The 17,628-nt window shown below is 62.8% G+C and carries 13 protein-coding genes and 1 pseudogene; 12 read left to right on the plus strand and 2 right to left on the minus strand.

What is annotated here, in order from left to right:
- Positions 1-31 precede the first annotated feature (31 nt).
- The 4 genes from ELX51_RS04540 to ELX51_RS04555 all read left to right on the plus strand — a co-directional run bounded on the left by ELX51_RS04540 (position 32) and on the right by ELX51_RS04555 (position 5,453).
- A complete protein-coding gene (locus ELX51_RS04540; RefSeq protein WP_164854754.1) occupies positions 32-535 on the plus strand; it encodes a DUF2059 domain-containing protein in 504 nt (167 codons plus the stop codon).
- 89 nt (positions 536-624) lie between these two features.
- Positions 625-1,998, plus strand: coding sequence for a glutathione-disulfide reductase (gorA, locus tag ELX51_RS04545; protein WP_127752404.1), 1,374 nt, complete (start codon positions 625-627; stop codon positions 1,996-1,998).
- Between the two features lie 75 nt (positions 1,999-2,073).
- On the plus strand, positions 2,074-3,450 hold the full coding sequence (locus ELX51_RS04550) for a 3-deoxy-7-phosphoheptulonate synthase class II (RefSeq protein ID WP_127752405.1): 1,377 nt from the start codon (positions 2,074-2,076) through the stop codon (positions 3,448-3,450).
- 101 nt (positions 3,451-3,551) lie between these two features.
- A complete protein-coding gene (locus tag ELX51_RS04555) occupies positions 3,552-5,453 on the plus strand; it encodes a PAS domain-containing protein (RefSeq protein ID WP_127752406.1) in 1,902 nt (633 codons plus the stop codon).
- A 13-nt stretch (positions 5,454-5,466) separates the two neighbouring features.
- Here ELX51_RS04555 and ELX51_RS04560 read toward each other — a convergent pair whose 3' ends face one another.
- Positions 5,467-5,961, minus strand: a complete 495-nt coding sequence (locus tag ELX51_RS04560; RefSeq protein WP_282567580.1) for a response regulator — start codon at positions 5,959-5,961, stop codon at positions 5,467-5,469.
- 137 nt (positions 5,962-6,098) lie between these two features.
- Here ELX51_RS04560 and ELX51_RS04565 point away from each other — a divergent pair, with 137 nt between their 5' ends.
- The 3 genes from ELX51_RS04565 to gltX all read left to right on the plus strand — a co-directional run bounded on the left by ELX51_RS04565 (position 6,099) and on the right by gltX (position 10,249).
- Positions 6,099-7,136, plus strand: a complete 1,038-nt coding sequence (locus tag ELX51_RS04565; protein WP_127752408.1) for a hypothetical protein — start codon at positions 6,099-6,101, stop codon at positions 7,134-7,136.
- A gap of 117 nt (positions 7,137-7,253) precedes the next feature.
- Positions 7,254-8,921: an NAD+ synthase gene (locus tag ELX51_RS04570; protein WP_127752409.1), complete on the plus strand. Its 1,668-nt coding sequence runs from the start codon at positions 7,254-7,256 to the stop codon at positions 8,919-8,921.
- Complete coding sequence (gltX, locus tag ELX51_RS04575) at positions 8,918-10,249, plus strand: glutamate--tRNA ligase (protein ID WP_127752410.1); 1,332 nt, start codon at positions 8,918-8,920, stop codon at positions 10,247-10,249. The genes ELX51_RS04570 and gltX overlap by 4 nt, the downstream gene beginning before the upstream one ends.
- Here the strand turns inward: gltX and ELX51_RS04580 are convergent.
- A complete protein-coding gene (locus ELX51_RS04580) occupies positions 10,194-11,345 on the minus strand; it encodes a DUF2865 domain-containing protein (RefSeq protein ID WP_164854755.1) in 1,152 nt (383 codons plus the stop codon). The two genes, gltX and ELX51_RS04580, sit on opposite strands and share 56 nt — an antisense overlap.
- A gap of 147 nt (positions 11,346-11,492) precedes the next feature.
- Here ELX51_RS04580 and ELX51_RS04585 point away from each other — a divergent pair, with 147 nt between their 5' ends.
- From ELX51_RS04585 to cimA, 5 genes and pseudogenes are all read left to right on the plus strand, one after another.
- Complete coding sequence (locus ELX51_RS04585; RefSeq protein ID WP_127752412.1) at positions 11,493-12,506, plus strand: fumarylacetoacetate hydrolase family protein; 1,014 nt, start codon at positions 11,493-11,495, stop codon at positions 12,504-12,506.
- Positions 12,507-12,700: 194 nt separating this feature from the next.
- On the plus strand, positions 12,701-14,140 hold the full coding sequence (cysS, locus tag ELX51_RS04590) for a cysteine--tRNA ligase (RefSeq protein ID WP_127752413.1): 1,440 nt from the start codon (positions 12,701-12,703) through the stop codon (positions 14,138-14,140).
- The gene (locus ELX51_RS04595; RefSeq protein ID WP_127752414.1) at positions 14,137-14,628 is read left to right on the plus strand and encodes a GFA family protein; all 492 of its coding nucleotides are present in this window, start codon (positions 14,137-14,139) and stop codon (positions 14,626-14,628) included. The genes cysS and ELX51_RS04595 overlap by 4 nt, the downstream gene beginning before the upstream one ends.
- A gap of 85 nt (positions 14,629-14,713) precedes the next feature.
- A pseudogene (locus ELX51_RS20255) lies at positions 14,714-14,881 on the plus strand (GFA family protein); the annotation flags it as partial.
- Between the two features lie 164 nt (positions 14,882-15,045).
- The gene (gene cimA / locus ELX51_RS04605) at positions 15,046-16,662 is read left to right on the plus strand and encodes a citramalate synthase (RefSeq protein WP_127752415.1); all 1,617 of its coding nucleotides are present in this window, start codon (positions 15,046-15,048) and stop codon (positions 16,660-16,662) included.
- The last annotated feature ends 966 nt before the right edge of the window (positions 16,663-17,628 follow it).

Here is a 17,628-nt window from a genome sequence, read left to right on the forward strand (position 1 = left end):
GATCAGGATGGCATTTTCGACGAAACGGGGTTTGACTGGGCGCGCTAAAGCGCTGCTCGCGGTGACACTCAGCGCCGGGCTGTTTGCCCTGGCCGCTCCCGCCATGGCCCAGGAAGTGCCGCCTGAGCAACTGGCGCTGGCGCGCAAATATGTGGAACTGACGGACCGCTCTGCCATCTATGAAGTGACCCTGGTCGAAACTGGCGTGCAGACCATGCGCCAGATCATCCAGCAGAACCCCGAACTGGTCGACGCCACCGACAAGGCCATTTCCAAGGTGTTGGAAGAGTACAAGGGCCGCAAGGGCGAACTGATGGACCAGTTTGCCCGCGTTTATGCGGTGCGCTTCACCAACGAAGACTTGCAGCAGATCGTCGCCTTCTACGAATCGCCAGTCGGCCAGAAGCTGGCCCAAGCCAATTCAGAACTGAATACCGACCTGCAGCGGGTCTTGATGGTGTTCACCAACAATGTGCAGCGTGAGTTCTTCGCCAAGGTGCGAAGCGAGCTTCGCGCCAATGGCGTCGAGATCTGATCCAGACGCATATGACCCCGCCTTGTGCGGGGTCTTTTTGTAGCAATGCGCCGCTCCATATCTAGGGGCGGTACTTGTGGGGCGTTGCAATGAGCGAAGCATATGATCTGGTCGTGATCGGCGGGGGCTCCGGCGGTGTCCGCGCCGCACGGATGGCCGCCAGCTATGGCGCGCGAACGGCTATCATCGAAGAATTCCGCGTTGGCGGGACCTGCGTGATCCGGGGTTGCGTTCCCAAAAAGCTCTATGTCTATGCCAGCCGCTTCAACGAGCTGTTCGACATAGCCTCCAGCTTTGGCTGGCAGGTGGATGCTTCCTTTGATTGGCCCACGCTCGTGGCTGCCAAGGAAAAGGAAATCAGCCGGCTCGAGCACGCCTATACCACCAATCTGGAGAACCCCGGCGTCGAGGTCATCAAGGACCGCGCGGTGGTCACCGGGCCCAATGGGGTGCATCTGGTGCGCGCCAACCGGGAGCTGCAGGCGCGCCATATCCTTGTGGCCACCGGCGGGCAGCCCATTGTTCCCGATATTCCGGGCGCCGAGCTCGCCATAACCTCCAACGAAGTCTTCGACCTGCCGCGCTTGCCCCATTCGATCCTGATCGCAGGCGGCGGCTATATTGCGGTTGAATTTGCCACCATCTTTGCCGGACTTGGAGTCAACACCAGCATCGTTTATCGCGGCGACTGCGTGATGCGCGGCTTCGACGACGACCTGCGGCGCGGCCTTGAGGCCGGACTGCAGGAACGCGGCATCCGGCTGATCTACCAGACCACGATCAAATCGCTGGTGCAGCAGGGCGATGATATCGCCGCGACCTTCAGCGACGGGGTGACGGCGCCTTTTGGCGCGGTGATGTTCGCTGTGGGGCGTCGGCCCAATGTCGAGGGGCTGGGTCTCGAAACGGCCGATGTCGAGCTGACCGCTGGCGGCGCCATTGCGGTGGACGAATATTCGCGCTCGTCCTGCCCATCCATCTATGCAGTGGGCGACGTGACCGGGCGCGCGGCGCTGACGCCCGTTGCGATCCGCGAAGGCTGGTATTTCGCCGAAACGGTGTTCAACAACAATCCCATAGCCGTGGATCATTCCCTGATCCCGACCGCGGTTTTTAGCGAGCCGGAACTCGGCGCCATTGGCCTGACCGAGGCTGAAGCGGCGACCCATGGCGATATCGACGTTTATATCGCGCGCTTCCGCCCGATGATGAACAGTCTCTCGACGCGGACCGAGCGCATGATCCTCAAGCTCATCACCGAGGCCGATGGTGGCAAGGTGCTGGGCTGCCACATTCTGGGGCCGGGGGCAGGGGAGATGATCCAGCTCGTCGCCATTCCGATGAGCATGGGCGCCAGCAAGGCCGATTTCGACCGGGCCATTGCCGTTCATCCCACCGCGGCCGAGGAACTGGTGACCTTCAAGGGCCCGACCTATGTTTACCGGGACGGCGCCAAGGTCTGAGCCGATAAGGCTTGGCAGGCCGGCGTGGCCTTGGTAGACCGCCCCTATCCGGATAGCGGGAAAGCGAGACAACCCATGACCACTTGGACCCCCAGCAGCTGGCGCGACAAGCCCATCCTGCAGGTGCCCGCCTATCCCGATCCGGTTGCCCTGGCCGAAGCCGAGCGCCAGTTGGCGACCTTTCCGCCGCTGGTATTTGCCGGCGAGGCACGGGACCTCAAGACCAAGCTCGCGGCAGTCGCGCGCGGCGAAGCTTTCCTGCTCCAAGGTGGGGACTGTGCCGAAAGCTTTGCCGAGCACGGCGCCGACCATATCCGCGATTTCTTCCGCGTGTTTCTCCAGATGGCCGTGGTGCTCACCCATGGCGCCTCCAAACCCGTGGTCAAGGTCGGACGCGTTGCCGGCCAGTTCGCCAAGCCCCGGTCTGCCGATACCGAAGTGATCGATGGGGTGGAACTGCCCTCCTATCGCGGCGATATCATCAACGCCATCGAGTTCACCGAAGGGGCCCGCCTACCCGACCCCGATCGCATGCTGCAGGCTTATCGGCAATCGGCGGCAACGCTGAACCTGCTGCGTGCCTTTGCCTCGGGCGGCTATGCCGAACTGACCCGCATCCATGAATGGACCGTCGGGTTCATGAAGGGCTCGAACTGGTATCCGCGCTACGAGGAAGTAGCGCGCAAGATCGACGACGCCATCACCTTCATGGCCGCGCTCGGCCTTAACCCGGACAATACCCCGGCCCTGCGTCAGACCAGTTTCTTCACCAGCCATGAAGCGCTGCTCCTCGGTTATGAAGAAGCGCTGACCCGCCGCGATTCCATTACCAATGACTGGTACGCCACGTCGGGTCACATGCTCTGGATCGGCGATCGCACCCGGCAGCCCGATGGTGCCCATGTGGAATATTTCGCCGGCATCCACAACCCGATCGGCATCAAGTGCGGCCCGTCCTTGGCCAGTGAGGACTTGCTGCGCCTGCTCGATCGCTTGAACCCGACCGATGAAGCGGGCCGCATCACGCTGATCTGCCGGTTTGGCGCGGAGAAGGTGCATGAGCACCTGCCGCGGCTGATCGAAACCGTGCAACGCGCCGGACGTACCGTGGTTTGGTGCTGTGACCCAATGCACGGCAACACGATCAAGGCCTCCACGGGCTACAAGACGCGGCCCTTTGATCGCGTGTTGTCGGAAGTTCGCTCCTTTTTCGAAGTGCATCGGGAAATGGGCACTTACGCCGGCGGGGTCCATATTGAGATGACGGGCGATGATGTCACCGAATGCGTAGGTGGCGTTTCGGCAGTAACCGAGGCCTCGCTGTCAGATCGCTATCACACTTATTGCGACCCTCGGCTCAACGCCAGTCAGGCGCTGGAACTGGCCTTCCTAGTCGCCGAAGAGGTGCATGCGCAAAAGCCGCCACGGCAGCACGCGCTGGCGGGCGAGTAACAGGCGCGTGATCTGCCGCGATCAACACTGACCGGGTGTTGATCGACGGGCGGGCTTGCTGTCCTATGCCAGCGCTTCGCTGACCCTGCTGAAAGTCGTTCATGCCAAGATCCCTGTTCCCTGCGGCATCGCCAGAGGTGCGCGCCCGCCTCGAACTGGACCCGACGATCAAACTGATCAATCATTATGATTGGGCTTCCAACCCGCTGGGTCCAATTCCAGCTTGGCCGGAAAGCCTCAAGGGGGCCGTCCGGGTCATGCTCGCGACCTCCACCCCAATGGCCATGCTGATCGGCTCTCAGGGCATCCTGATCTACAACAACGCCTATGCGGTGTTCGCCGGCGAACGGCACCCACACATCTTCGGACTTCCCGCCGAACAGGCCTGGCCTGAAATTGCCGAGTTCAACCGCCACAAGATTGACTTGGGACTGCGCGGGGAAACCCTGCATCTCGAGGAGCAGGAACTGCTCCTCAATCGCAACGGCACGCCCGAAGCGGTGTGGCTGGACCTGCATTATAGCCCTGTGCTGGCGGAAGGCGGCACCCCTTTGGCGGTGCTTTGCATTGTTCAGGAAACGACCACCCGAGTGCTGGCCGAGCGTGCCGTGGCTCGCAGCGAGGAGCGACTGTCGCTTGCGTTGAACAGCTCAACCCTGGTGGGAACCTGGGATTGGGACATTGTGGCCAACAGCGTCACCGCCGACGAAAAATTCGCCACCATGTATAACCTCGATGCGGCCACGGCCAAGACCGGGATCGCGCTTGAAGGCTTCATGCAGGCCATTCACCCCGAGGACGTGGGACGGGTGGGCGTCGAGATCAGGACCGCCTTGGCAGACGGCTCATCCTTCCGCTCGCAATATCGCCTGCTTGGACCTGATGGGACGATAAGGTGGGTTATCGCCTCGGGGCGTCCGCGTTTGGGCGACGATGGCAATGCCATCCGCTTCCCCGGGGTCGTGGTGGATGTCACCGAGCAGCGCCGTGCGTCGGACGCGCTGGCGGAAAGCGAGCTGCGCTTCCGAACCCTGACCAACGCCATGCCACAGATGGTGTGGTCGACCCTTCCTGACGGCTTTCACGACTATTACAATGACCGCTGGTACCAGTTCACTGGGGTGCCGCAGGGGTCCACTGATGGGGAAGGTTGGAACAACCTGTTTCACCCCGATGATCAGCAGAGAGCCTGGGCGATCTGGCGCAACTCCCTGGAAACGGGCGAGCCATACCAGATCGAGTACCGACTGCGGCATCATACCGGCGAGTACCGCTGGACCTTGGGTTTGGCGCTGCCGATCCGTGATAGCCAGGACCGTATCATACGCTGGTTCGGCACCCTCACCGATATCCATGAGACCAAGCTTGCAGCGACCGAGCGGGACCTGGTGGCGCAGGAGCTGAGCCATCGAATCAAGAACATCTTTGCGGTATTAACCGGCATCATCAGCCTGTCGGCGCGCAGCCAGCCGGAGATCAAGCCCTTTGCCGATCAGCTGCGCCAGCGCATCTTCGCTCTGAGCGAGGCGCATGATTTTGTCCGGCCCCATGCTGCCCGCTTACAGGACACCGAACACCAGGGCTCACTCTGGGCCTTGATCGAGCGCCTCCTGCAAGCCTACCACCGGGAGGGTACCGCGCGGGTCAGCTTCCGCGGTGAGGACGCTCCGATCGATGATGGCGCGGCTACTCCACTTGCACTCCTGTTCCATGAGCTGGGCACCAATGCCGCCAAATACGGCGCGCTGAGCGTTGCCGATGGGGAGGTGGTGCTGGAAGGCCGGGTAAGCGAGGATGGCTACCATCTCTCCTGGAAGGAGCGGGGCGGTCCGGTTCTTGATGGCGCGAGGCGACCGGAAGGTTTCGGCTCACGCCTCGTGAGCCTGAGCGTGGAAGGCCAGATGCGTGGCAAGGTCGAGCGGATCTGGGAAGCGGACGGGCTGAGGGTCGAGGTCGACCTTCCTGCTACGGCTCTGCGCCGCTCCGGGCGGTTGCAGAGCTAGAGCAACGGCTTGGTCAGCACTCCGTGGGCTCGGGCGTGGGGTCGAGCCAATCAAACAGCTGCAAACGACGGGGCGGGGCAGCTTCCTGCGCCTGGCGCCGAGCCACGGCATAGCCCACAGCGTCCCGTAGTTCCTTATCCGTGACCGGCTTGGGCAATACGCCCAGAGTGCCGGGAATGCCGGTGCCAAGCTGCGAAGGGTTGGCCGTCATGAACAGTACGGTGACGCCATGAGTTTGGCTGAGAGCCCGGCCAATGGCCGCCCCGGTAGGACCATCCTCAAGATTGAGGTCCACGAGGGCAACGTCAGTCGTTGCCGCGAGGCTAAGGGCCGTACGCTGGTCGGCAGCAATGCCCACCGGCTGGTGCCCCATTTCCGCGATGACATGCTCGATTTCGGTGGCAACGAAGATCTCGTCTTCAACTACCAGTATTCTGCAACTCATCACGCAAACTCTCGTCGGGTACTGGAGGGCAACTCGCTCGACCGGCTTCGGTTGCGCCGTGATTGGTCGCCGCCAGCCCTATACCCGATTACACCTTAAGATAGTTAGCGAAAAGTCTCTGTCTTCACTTAGCGGACTGTTAACCCTAATGAGGCATCAATGTGGCGTTGGGCTGAACGGCCCGGGTCTCAGAGGTTCCGATGAAGCGCACCCTCACCATTGCCTCCCTGCTTGCCGGAAGCGTTGCCTTGCCGGCAACTGCGGCTGACTACGGCTATGGGGGAATGCGGACCGCCTATCCCACCAACTGGCAGATCGGCGAAGACAATCCGCTGCGTTTCGAAGCGGGCGTGCGCTACTGGTATTCGCTCGGCGAGCAATCCTTGTCCCTTCAGGGCTACGAGCAGGACATCAACAGCACCTCCCATTCGGGGGAGGCCTTTGTCCGCATCGATGACGACAGCACGCGCTCCTTCTTGGAGGCCAATGTCGGTTACGCCTTTGCTACGAGCGGGGACTACTCCACGGATGGCATCGGGGGGACCTTCGATCTCCCTGGCGCGCGGTTGGGCTATGTCGGTGCTGACTTCGGCATGATGCCGTTCGGCAATGAGAGCTTTGGCGTCGGGGCTGTGATCGGCTACCAATACTTCAACGAATCGCCCGAGACCGGCCGCGCTTCGTTCACTACGGCTCGTTCAGCCAGCGACATCGCCTGGTCCAGTTCCACTGGAGATTGGTCCATAGGGTTCGACAGCGAGCCCAACAACTTCGACATCCACGCGGCCAAGATCGGCCTGGTTAGTCGCTTCGAAGTGGCGGATGCTTTCGACATCACTGCAGAAGCTGCAGCATTGCCCTATGCATGGGTGGACGGTACTCTCGGGACTCCGGACCTGGTGCCCGAAGATTTCGGCGGCAACGCTTTCCTCGCCTCTGCGGCCAGCGTCGGTGGCTACGCCTATGGCGCTGCGGGCAAGTTAATGGTTGGCTTTCACCCAACCGAGAACCTGACGGTTCGGATCGGCGGCCGGGCTTCCTATCTCCAAGGTGAGTACGACGCGACCTTCGACACTGCAACGGTGACGCCGCCGCAGCCGTCCTTCGAACCCGATGGCACGCCAGCGGACCCGGCATACACGGCGCCCAATCTTTCGCGGCAGTCCTATATCTCGACCAACAATCCCTTTTCATTCTTCCGCTACGGCGCCCTGTTTGAGCTGGCCGGCCGCTTCTGAACCATCGGCCGTGATCAGCCGTTACCAGCTTGTTCTGCCGGGGGCGAGTGGGTAAGGCTTGCGCGCGCTTCGTTCGCCCTGGAGGGAGCGTATCCGCGTCAGCTATAGGCCTATATCGTGACCGACCACCTGCGTATCGCGCTTGCTCAGCTCAATCCCAAAGTGGGCGATCTGGATGGAAACCTGGTGCTGGCGCGTGGCGCGCTGGCGCAGGCGGTGGCCGCAAAAGCCGATATCCTGCTGCTCTCCGAACTCTTCCTGACCGGCTATATTGCGGACGATCTTCTGTTCAAGCCGCAATTCGTGGCCGATGCTATCAAGGCGGCGCAGGATCTGGCAGCCGACACGGCCGGCACCGATGTGGCGCTGATCATTCCCACCATTTGGCAGGCGGAAACCGGCTTCCACAACGCGCTTATCGTCGCCGAAAAGGGCGAGATCACTGCCATCCGCTTCAAGCGCGAACTGCCGCGCAACGACGTTTTTTACGAGGAGCGCTATTTCACATCCGGACCGCTCCCGCTGCCAGTGACGATCAAGGGCGTGCCGATGGGGTTGCCAATCTGCGAAGACATCTGGCACCCCTGGGTGTGCCAGCATCTGATCCAGGCTGGGGCCGAAATGCTGCTTTGCCCCAATGGCTCCCCCTATTGGATGCAAAAGCACGAAGTCAGGGACCGGCTGGTGCGCGCCCGCACCTCCGAAGACGATGTGCCCATGCTTTATCTCAACCAGATCGGCGGGCAGGACGAACTGGTCTATGATGGCGCCTCCTTTGGCATGGAGCCCGGGGACAAGCTGGTGTTCCGCGGCGAGACCTTCGCACCCGATTTTATCCTGTCCGATTGGGAGCGCCGGGACGGGCGCTGGACCTGCGTGGAGGGTCAGATCAAGCCGCAGCTTTCCGCCGAGGAAGCGCCGTGGCGTGCCTGCGTGCTGGCACTGCGCGACTATGTCCGCAAGAACGGCTTCAAGCAGGTGGTGCTGGGGCTGTCCGGCGGCATCGACAGCGCGGTGGTGGCGGCGATGGCGGTGGATGCGCTTGGCGTCGAGAATGTCCACTGCATCATGCTGCCCTATCACTACACTTCCGAGGCAAGCCTTGTGGACGCCAAGCAATGCGCCGAACTGCTGGGCGTGCGCTATGACGTCGTTGCTATCGGTGGGCCGGTGGATCAGGCGCTCAAGGAACTCGACCCGATTTTCGCCGGCCGCCCCGCTGATCTTGCCGAAGAAAATATCCAGTCGCGCATGCGCGGCGTGATCCTGATGGCCGTGTCCAACAAGCTGGGCTCGATGCTCCTGAGCACGGGCAACAAGTCGGAAATGGCCGTGGGCTACGCCACCATCTATGGCGACATGAACGGGGGCTTCAACCCGCTCAAGGATATGCTCAAGATGCAGGTCTATAAGCTTGCGGATTGGCGCAACAAGCACCTGCCGGGTGATTGCCTGGGACCGGCGGGCCCGGTTATCCCCCAGAACATCATCGACAAGGCTCCCAGCGCCGAACTGCGTCCCGACCAGACGGACCAGGACAGCCTGCCGCCCTATCCGGTGCTCGATGCCATCATCGAGGGTCTGGTGGAGGACGAGTTGTCGATCGCCGAGGTCGCAGCGAAGGGGCATGATCTGGCGCTGGTGCAGCGCATTGACCGGCTCATCACCATTGCCGAATACAAGCGTCGGCAATCGCCGCCTGGACCCAAACTGACCTGGCGTGCCTTTGGCATGGGGCGCCGCTATCCCATCACCAATGGCTATCGCGATCGGACCGGCGCATGAGCGCACCTGTTGTACGCTGGGCCCCGTCACCCACGGGGCGCATTCACCTGGGCAATGCGCGGCCCGCGCTGCTGAACTGGTTCTTCGCGCGCCGCCATGGCGGCCGCTATGTGCTGCGCATGGACGACACCGATGCGGCGCGCTCCACCCGTGAGTTCGCGGACGGCATCGAGGTGGATCTGGCGTGGTTCGGCGTGAAGCCCGATCTGCTGGTGCGCCAATCGGAGCGGACGGCACTCTATGAGGCGGCGCGCGAGCAGTTGATCGCCGCGGGTAGGTTGTATCCCTGCTACGAAACCGAAGACGAGCTGGATCGGCGGCGCAAGCGAGCGCGGGCCATGGGCAAGCCCCCCATCTATGATCGGGCGGCACTAAAACTCACGGCGGAAGATCGCGCGCGGCTCGAGGCCGAAGGACGCCGCCCGCATTGGCGCTTCAAGCTCGACGGCAAGCCGGTTCAGTTCGATGACCTGATCAGGGGGCCGCAGACCGTCAACACCGCCTCCATGTCCGATCCGGTGCTGGTGCGCGAGGATGGCTCCTACCTTTATACGCTGCCCTCAGTGGTGGATGACATCGACCTGGGCATCACCCATGTGATTCGCGGCGAGGATCATGTTTCCAATACGGGCACGCAGATCGAGATCTTCGAAGCCCTGGGCGGCGCCGTGCCGCAGTTCGGGCACCACAATCTGCTGACCGACCCCGAAGGGCAGGGCTTTTCCAAGCGCCTCGGCTCCCAGTCGATCGCGGACTTCCGGCAGGAAGGCTATGAGCCACTGGCGGTGGCCATCATGGCGACGCTGACCGGCACGAGCATTCCCGTCGAGCCCTATGAGTCACTCGACGTCGTGGCGGAATTGCTCGACTTTGCGGCAATCTCGCATGGACCAGCCCGGTTCGATCCGGCCGAACTCGACACGCTCAATTCGCGTATCCTCCACGCCATGCCTTATTCCGAAGCGCAGCCGCGCCTGGCGCAGTTGGGTCTTGATGACGAGCCGCTCTGGCTGGTGCTGCGCGAGAACCTGGTCAAGTTCAGCGACGTGGTGGAATGGGCCAAGCTAATCCGCGGCCCGGTGGAGCCGGTGATCGCCGAGGAAGACCGCGACTTCCTCGTGGCCGCGCGCGAGTTGCTGCCAGCTGAGCCCTGGTCAATCGAGACCTGGGGCGAGTGGACGGGGGCCGTAAAGGCCCAGACCGGCCGCAAGGGCAAGGGCTTGTTCCTGCCCCTCCGCCTTGCACTGACCGGTCGCCACGATGGGCCCGAGCTTAAGAGCCTGCTGCCGCTGCTTGGGCGTAAGGCGTGTCTGGACCGACTACCCTGACCACCTTGTCGCCGAACTGAACCAGCCGCAGGCTTTTGTCTTCGGCGGTTTGCGGCGCAGGCCGGGTGACCGGGGTCTCGCCGGGGCCGGCAGGACGCGGCCGCGGCAGAGGAACATCGATCAGCGTGGCCGTTTGCAATGGCGCCTCGACCGGCGCGACGACTGCTGGCATCTGCCGGCGCGGATCGCGCGGGGGCAGGGGGAAGCTCACGCCTGATACTTCAGCGATGGTCCGGTTCTGGCCGTCAGCTGATACGGCGTTCCGGATCGTGCCCCCGCCAGCCGGGGTAGCACGGCAGCTGCTTTGCATATCCACCGCCTCGCGATATTTAAACGCGTTGGGCAAGGCGGAATAAGGCTGGCCACTGACGTTGCGCATCTGCTCAACTTCCTGACCCGGATTGTCGTAGAAATAGAGTTCCACCGGTGTGTTGGGACACATCGCCTGGCATTGCTGGGCGTCATTGCCGACATAATCGGTCAAAGTGGCGTAGCTGATGGGCCAGAAGTAACCATCGCTCAACCGCACGCAGAGGGTTCGCACAGTGTTGGAGCCCTGGCTGCCCCAATAAGCGCCATCGTCGACCAGGTCGCCATCGGTGAAATCGCCCTGGGTGGTAGTGCCGAACACGCGATCAAAGATCGACTGCCGCTCGCGCGAGAAGTCGGCGCTCGAGCCGCGCCCGGCGCCGCAACCAAAGCGGGCCAGTTCCTGCAGGATGGCTTCGCGCTGCTGGGCCACGGCACCGGCGCTATTCACCGACTGCGAGACCTGGGCATATTGTTCGCGTAAGTCCAGCACATCGCGTCCAATGCTCTGGCAGCGCGGTGACAGAGTGCGGCCAGCCCGCGCGTCATCATTGCAGCCTTCGCGGATGTAACGGCTTTCCGCGCTCTGCACCTGATCAGCGAGGCGACGGGCCGAGCGCGAATTGCCCTGCCGTTGCTGAAAGTCCGCGTTCCGATCGAATTGCCGCAGCGAATCTTCCAGCCGGGCGCAAGCGGCGGCCTGCGCATGCGCCGTGCCAACATCGAGCAGCAGGCAGACAGCTGCCACGAGCAAAAGGAGAAACGGGCGCAGGGTTGTTCTGCTCAAAGTCAATGCGTGGTCCTTGCTTGCGGCTGGAAGCGGCGGCGTTGCAAAAGCCGCATAGGCCAGCGCCGATCTGGTGGCAACACTATAGTCCCCGGCCAGATGGCGTGATAGCGCTGGCGCAACACTCGAGCGGGAGATTGCGCCACGATGAAGCTTGCTACCCTTAGAAATGGTCGCCCCGATGGCCAGCTGGTGGTGGTTTCCGCAGATGGACAGCGCTGTGTTGCCGCAGGCCGCATTGCGCCCCATCTGCAGGCAGCGCTCGATGACTGGGACAACGCGGCTCCTCAGCTGGCGGCACTCGCGTCCGAGTTGAACGCGGGTGCGATTGCCGGTCAGGTGTTCGAGGCCAGCCAAGCGCTCGCGCCGCTCCCACGCGCCTATCAGTGGATCGATGGCTCGGGCTATATGAGCCATCTCGAACGCGTCCGCACACTGCGAGGCAGCAAGGACGCCGAACTGCAATCCACCCGACCCCTGCTGTATCAGGGGGGTTCGGATACGCTGCTGGCGCCGACCGCGGCGATCGTCGTGCCGGAAAACGATCTGGCGCTCGACTTTGAGGCGGAGATCGCCGTGATCATCGGCCCCGTGCCGATGCAGCCATCCCGCGAGCAAGCGGCCGCTGCCATTCGGCTGGTCACGATCTGCAACGACGTATCCTTGCGCAGGCTGGTGGCCGAGGACCTGCAGGGCGGGTTCGGCTTTTTCCACGCGAAGCCCTCAACCAGCTTCGGCCCCGTCGCCTTGACACCCGACGCCCTGGGCGACGCCTGGCGGGACAACCGTCTGCACCTGCCGCTTCGGGTGGAGGTCAATGGCAATCTGATCGGACAGCCCAATGCCGGACGGGACGTGCAGTTCGATTTCGCCGACCTGATCATGGAGGCCGCTCGCACGCGCAGCCTTGCCGGCGGCACCATTGTCGGCTCGGGCACCGTGTCTAACCGGCATGACGAGAGCCTGCCTACCAAGCGCGATGGCATCGGCTTTGCCTGTCTTGCCGAACTGCGCACCGTCGAAAAGACTAAGTTCGGGCGGGCGCGCACGCCGTTTCTGCAGCCGGGCGACAGCCTGCGGATTGCGGCAATCGATGGGGCGGGCCGGGCACCATTTGGCGAAATCAATCAGCAGGTGACCCTGCTCGAGCGGCCGGCTTGATCGAATTTTCACGAAGGGCTTGATTTGGCGGCGGCTTGGGTCGAAGGTGGCGCCATGAAGATCAACGTTAATCCGATTAACGGCTGCGTTATTACCTGCTAACCACGATTTGGCAGCGCGGTCTTCTTTATCCAAAAAACCCGATACTCGAAGCGCCCGCAGCCAGTGCCCATCCGCATGGCCAGGACGTCAACATGAACTCGGGACTGCCGCCGCTTTCGCTCTACAACACACTGACGCGCCGGGAGGAGCTCTTCGAGCCTCTCGATAGCAGCAATGTGCGGCTCTATGTCTGCGGCCCCACCGTCTATGACTTCGCCCATATCGGCAATGCGCGGCCAGTGATTGTCTTTGATTTGCTGTTCCGCCTGCTGCGCAACGTCTATGGCGCCGAGCAGGTCACCTATGTCCGCAACATCACGGATGTCGACGACAAGATCAATGCGAGGGCGGCACGCGATTATCCCGACCTGCCGCTCAACGAGGCCATCCGGCAGGTGACGGAAAAAACCTCGGCGCAATTTGCCGCCGATGTCGCGGAACTGGGCGCGCTGGAGCCCACCTACCAGCCCCGGGCGACCGATTTTGTGCTGCCGCGCCCCGATGGCAAGCCCGACATGGTCAGCCTTATCGAAACCCTCATTGCCAAGGGCCATGCCTATGAGGCGGCCGGGGAGGTGCTGTTCGATACCACCTCCATGCCCGATTATGGCCGCCTCTCTGGGCGCAATCTGGAGGACAACCTTGCTGGTGCGCGCGTCGCGGTCGACACGCACAAGAAGAACCCGGCCGATTTCGTGCTTTGGAAACAATCGAGCGCCGATGAGCCGGGCTGGGAGAGCCCTTGGGGGCGAGGGCGCCCGGGCTGGCATATCGAATGCTCGGCAATGAGCGCCGCTTATCTCGGCGAAGTCTTCGATATTCATGGCGGCGGGTTGGACCTGATCTTTCCCCACCATGAAAACGAGATCGCTCAATCGCGCTGCGCGCACGGCACCCACGAAATGGCGCGGGTCTGGATGCATAACGGCTTTCTGCAGGTGGAAGGGCAGAAAATGTCCAAGAGCCTGGGCAATTTCGTCACCATCAACGAACTGCTCGCCACCGAGACATTCGGTGGCCGGCGCTGGCCCGGCGAGGTGCTGCGCCTCGCCATGCTGATGACCCATTATCGCGAGCCGATCGATTTCAGTGTTCGGCGCCTGGAAGAAGCAGAAACCAAGTTGCGCGACTGGCAACGCGCCACCGGGGGTGTCGCAGTTGAGGATGGGGCGGCGCCCGACGCAAGTGTGGTTGGGGAGTTGGCCAAGGACCTCAATTTCCATCGCGCCTCGGTGGCGCTCGACTTCATCGCCAAGCGTGCGAACCGGGGAGAGGGCGACGCCCGGCATTGCCTGGCGGCAACGCTGCGCTTCCTCGGCTTCAGCCTCGACGGGCTGCTCGCCAACAGCAGCGATGAGGAGCCGGCCCATGTCGCGGCCGCCGTTGCTGCCCGCCTTGCCGCCCTCAACAGCAAGGACTTTGCCGAGGCTGACCGCATCCGCAGCGAACTGGCGGAGCAGGGCATTGCGCTGATGGACTACAAGGACCCACAAAGCGGCGAGCGTCGCACCAAATGGGAGCTCAAGCGATGATCAGCTCGGAAGGCAATATCGAGGCGCATGCCGGCGGCTGCCAGTGTGGCGCGGTGCGGTTCCGCGTCAAGCTGCTGGGGCGACCGTCCATTTGTCACTGCCGCATGTGCCAGAAAGCGTTTGGCGGCTTCTTCGGGCCCCTGGTCACCGCCCATGATGCGGTCTGGAGCCGCGGTGAGCCGAAATGGTACCAGAGCTCCAACGCGGCGCGGCGCGCCTTTTGCGGCGATTGCGGCACTCCGCTCGCTTATGAAACCCGGTTTGGCCTTGAATTGGCGATCGGTGCTTTCGATGACCCGACGGTTGCTACCCCGGCGTTGCAGGTTAACCTGCACGACAAGCTGCCCTTCTTTGATGATCTGACAAGCTTGCCGGTGCGGACGGAAGACAGCGACGAGTGGCGCGACTTCCTTGCCGGCATCCACTCCAACCAGCATCCGGACCACGATACTTCGGATTGGCCATCGCGGGAGAGTTCACATGAGTGAAAGCTGGAGCGGCGGCTGCCAATGTGGGGCGGTGCGTTATCGGTTCACCGAGCGCCCGAGCAACGCCCATATCTGCCATTGCCGCATGTGCCAGAAGGCCTTCGGCGCTTTCTATGCGCCACTCGTGGGCGGCGCCCGCTCGACCTGGGAGCTGACGCGGGGGGCACTCGCCACCTTCATGTCGTCCGATCACGCCGAGCGTGGCTTTTGCGCCCGTTGCGGCACGCCGCTGACCTTCCGCTATACCGACGGCGATCGGATCGCTGTGTCGATCGGCTCGCTGGACCATCCTGAAGCCTTCCCTCCAATCAACCAGCACGGCGTTGAAAGCCGCATCAGCTGGGTGCCTGCGCTGAGCGGCCTGCCTGATTGCCCGCCCAGGACACCGCCACCTGGCCCGAACAGCACTAGAGTTCCATGTCCAAAGACCGCCTTTATCTCTACGACACCACCCTGCGGGATGGCGCCCAGACCGCCGGCATCGAGTTCTCGCTGGACGACAAGATTTCCATTGCGGCTCTGCTCGAGGAGCTTGGCGTCGATTACATTGAGGGCGGCTACCCCGGCGCGAACCCGGTGGACACAGAGTTCTTTGGCGAACAGCGCACCAACAAGGCCCGGTTCACCGCCTTTGGCATGACCAAGCGGGCCGGGCGCTCCGTTGCCAACGATCCAGGGGTACAAGGTTTGCTGCAGTCGCGCGCCGAAGCTGCGTGCTTTGTCGCCAAGGCCTGGGACCGGCAGGTGGAAACGGCGCTGGAAATCACGCTAGAGGAAAACCTCGCCAATCTGAGCGAAACCGTGGTGGCAACTGTTGCGGCCGGCAAGGAAGCTCTGGTTGACTGCGAGCACTTCTTTGATGGCTTTAAGTCCAACCCGGACTATGCGCTGTCTTGCGTGCGCACCGCGCTCGAGGCTGGCGCGCGGTGGGTGGTGCTGTGCGACACCAATGGCGGCACCATGCCCGCCGAAATCCGCGAGATCGTTACGGCGGTTCTTGGGGTGGCCCCAGGCGACAAGCTCGGCATCCACGCCCATGACGATACCGGCCAGGCCGTGGCGAACACACTGGCCGCCGTGGAAGCGGGCGTTCGCCAAATCCAGGGCACGCTTAACGGCATTGGGGAGCGCTGTGGCAACGCCAATCTCGTCACCATCATCCCTACGCTCTTACTGAAGTCCCATTACGCGGATCGGTTCGCAACGGGCATCGATGCGGGCCGCCTTGAGCGCCTGACTCAGCTTTCCCGAGCGTTCGATGATCGGCTCAACCGCGCACCGGCCCGGCAAGCGCCCTATGTCGGCGCCTCCGCCTTTGCAACCAAGGCGGGCATTCATGCCTCGGCCCTGGCAAAGGATTTTTCCAGCTACGAGCACATTCCGCCCGAAAGCGTGGGCAATGAGCGCTCGATCATGGTGAGCCAGCAGGCGGGCCGCTCCAATCTGCTGACGGCGCTTGCCCGACACGGCATCGCCATCGCCAAGGATGACCCGCGCCTCGAGCGGCTATTGGCCACCGTCAAGGAACGCGAGGCGCGTGGTTATTCCTATGACGGCGCTGATGCATCCTTTGCCGTGCTGGCGCGAGAAGTATTGGGCACCTTGCCCAACTTCTTTGCTGTCGAAAACTATCGCGCCAGTGTCGAGCGGCGCCATAATGCTCAGGGCGAAGAGGTCACGGTCACCGAAGCGGTGGTCAAGATCCGGGTCGATGGCGAATTGTTGATGTCGGTCGCCGAGGGCAATGGGCCGGTCAATGCGCTCGACCTTGCCCTGCGAAAGGATCTTGGCAAATTCTCTAGCCGGATCGAGGACTTGGTGCTCGTTGATTTCAAGGTTCGTATTCTGGACGGGGGCACGGGCGCGGTCACCCGTGTGCTGGTGGAAAGCCGCGATGGCACGGGCGAACGGTGGCACACTATTGGCGTGTCGCCCAACATCATTGATGCTTCTTTTGAAGCGTTGTATGAATCTATTACCTATAAGCTCTTGAAAACTGAGGCCACAGCAGCCAAGGCCGTCAAGACTGCCTAACCGGGCTGCCCATAGAGCGGCGCAGCTCCAATCGTCCTGGAGGACAAACTGGCCGACCCCGTTCCGAACAAGCCACTCGCGCTCACCATTGGCGCCGCTGCGCTCACGCTCGTAGTTGTTGTCGGTGTCCTTTCGGGGCCCTCGCTGGTTGCTTGTTTCAACAGCAGCGATGGAATGGGCCATTGTCTTCGCGGCAAGATGAGCGATGCCGGCATTCTGCCTGCCCCAGCCGTGGCCGCCACCGATGTTTCCGCCCCCGCGTCTGCCACGGAGGCGGTCGCGCTCGCTCCGGCTCAGTCCACTCCAGCAACAGAGACGTTAGCAGAACCTAATGCGTCTAGCCAAACGCCCCCGGCCCCGGCCGACAGCGTGGTTGCCGCGAACTTTGGTTTGCTTCGCGCGGAGCCCGATGGTTCGGTGGTGATCGCTGGCAGCGGCAAGCCTGGCAGCGAAGTTGAAGTGTTTTCCGATGGCGCGTCGATTGGCCGGACTAACGTTGAGGCAAGCGGCGATTGGGTGCTGGTGCCTGAATCGCCGCTCCCTCCGGGCGGAACTGAGCTCACCCTCGCCGAAGTTGGCGAGAAGGGGCAGTCGGGCCAGTCCTTTGTGGTTGTCATCGACGAGGCCCGCACGGCTGAGCCCTTGGTCGTAGCTAGTACACCAGGTCAAGCTAGCGAAGTATTGCAGGGCCTTGAACGCCCCAACACGGGCGCCGAGATTACAACCGCTGCGGCCCAGTCCGTTACAGAGCCGGCGGCCACCACTCCGGAAACGCCTGCCGCGGCGACATCACCCAGTCCATCTGCCGCCGTATCTCGGGCAGAAGCTCCAGCTGCGCCGGCCGATGCTCAGCCGGAAGCTCAAGCCGCGGCCGCTGCCACGCCCGGCACCTTGCCCATTGGTACGAGCACGACGGCACCGCCTGTCGAGATCGCTGCCGCTCCAGAACAAGAACCCACTGCCCAA

The organism is Devosia sp. 1566 (assembly GCF_004005995.1).
Lineage (GTDB): Bacteria > Pseudomonadota > Alphaproteobacteria > Rhizobiales > Devosiaceae > Devosia.

Bases quoted from the DNA above. Each gene is read 5' to 3' on its own strand.
- gorA (WP_127752404.1), top strand. From the start codon at position 625: ATGAGCGAAGCATATGATCTGGTCGTGATCGGCGGGGGCTCCGGCGGT.
- ELX51_RS04550 (WP_127752405.1), top strand. From the start codon at position 2,074: ATGACCACTTGGACCCCCAGCAGCTGGCGCGACAAGCCCATCCTGCAG.
- ELX51_RS04555 (WP_127752406.1), top strand. From the start codon at position 3,552: ATGCCAAGATCCCTGTTCCCTGCGGCATCGCCAGAGGTGCGCGCCCGC.
- ELX51_RS04565 (WP_127752408.1), top strand. From the start codon at position 6,099: ATGAAGCGCACCCTCACCATTGCCTCCCTGCTTGCCGGAAGCGTTGCC.
- gltX (WP_127752410.1), top strand. From the start codon at position 8,918: ATGAGCGCACCTGTTGTACGCTGGGCCCCGTCACCCACGGGGCGCATT.
- ELX51_RS04585 (WP_127752412.1), top strand. From the start codon at position 11,493: ATGAAGCTTGCTACCCTTAGAAATGGTCGCCCCGATGGCCAGCTGGTG.
- cysS (WP_127752413.1), top strand. From the start codon at position 12,701: ATGAACTCGGGACTGCCGCCGCTTTCGCTCTACAACACACTGACGCGC.
- ELX51_RS04595 (WP_127752414.1), top strand. From the start codon at position 14,137: ATGATCAGCTCGGAAGGCAATATCGAGGCGCATGCCGGCGGCTGCCAG.
- cimA (WP_127752415.1), top strand. From the start codon at position 15,046: ATGTCCAAAGACCGCCTTTATCTCTACGACACCACCCTGCGGGATGGC.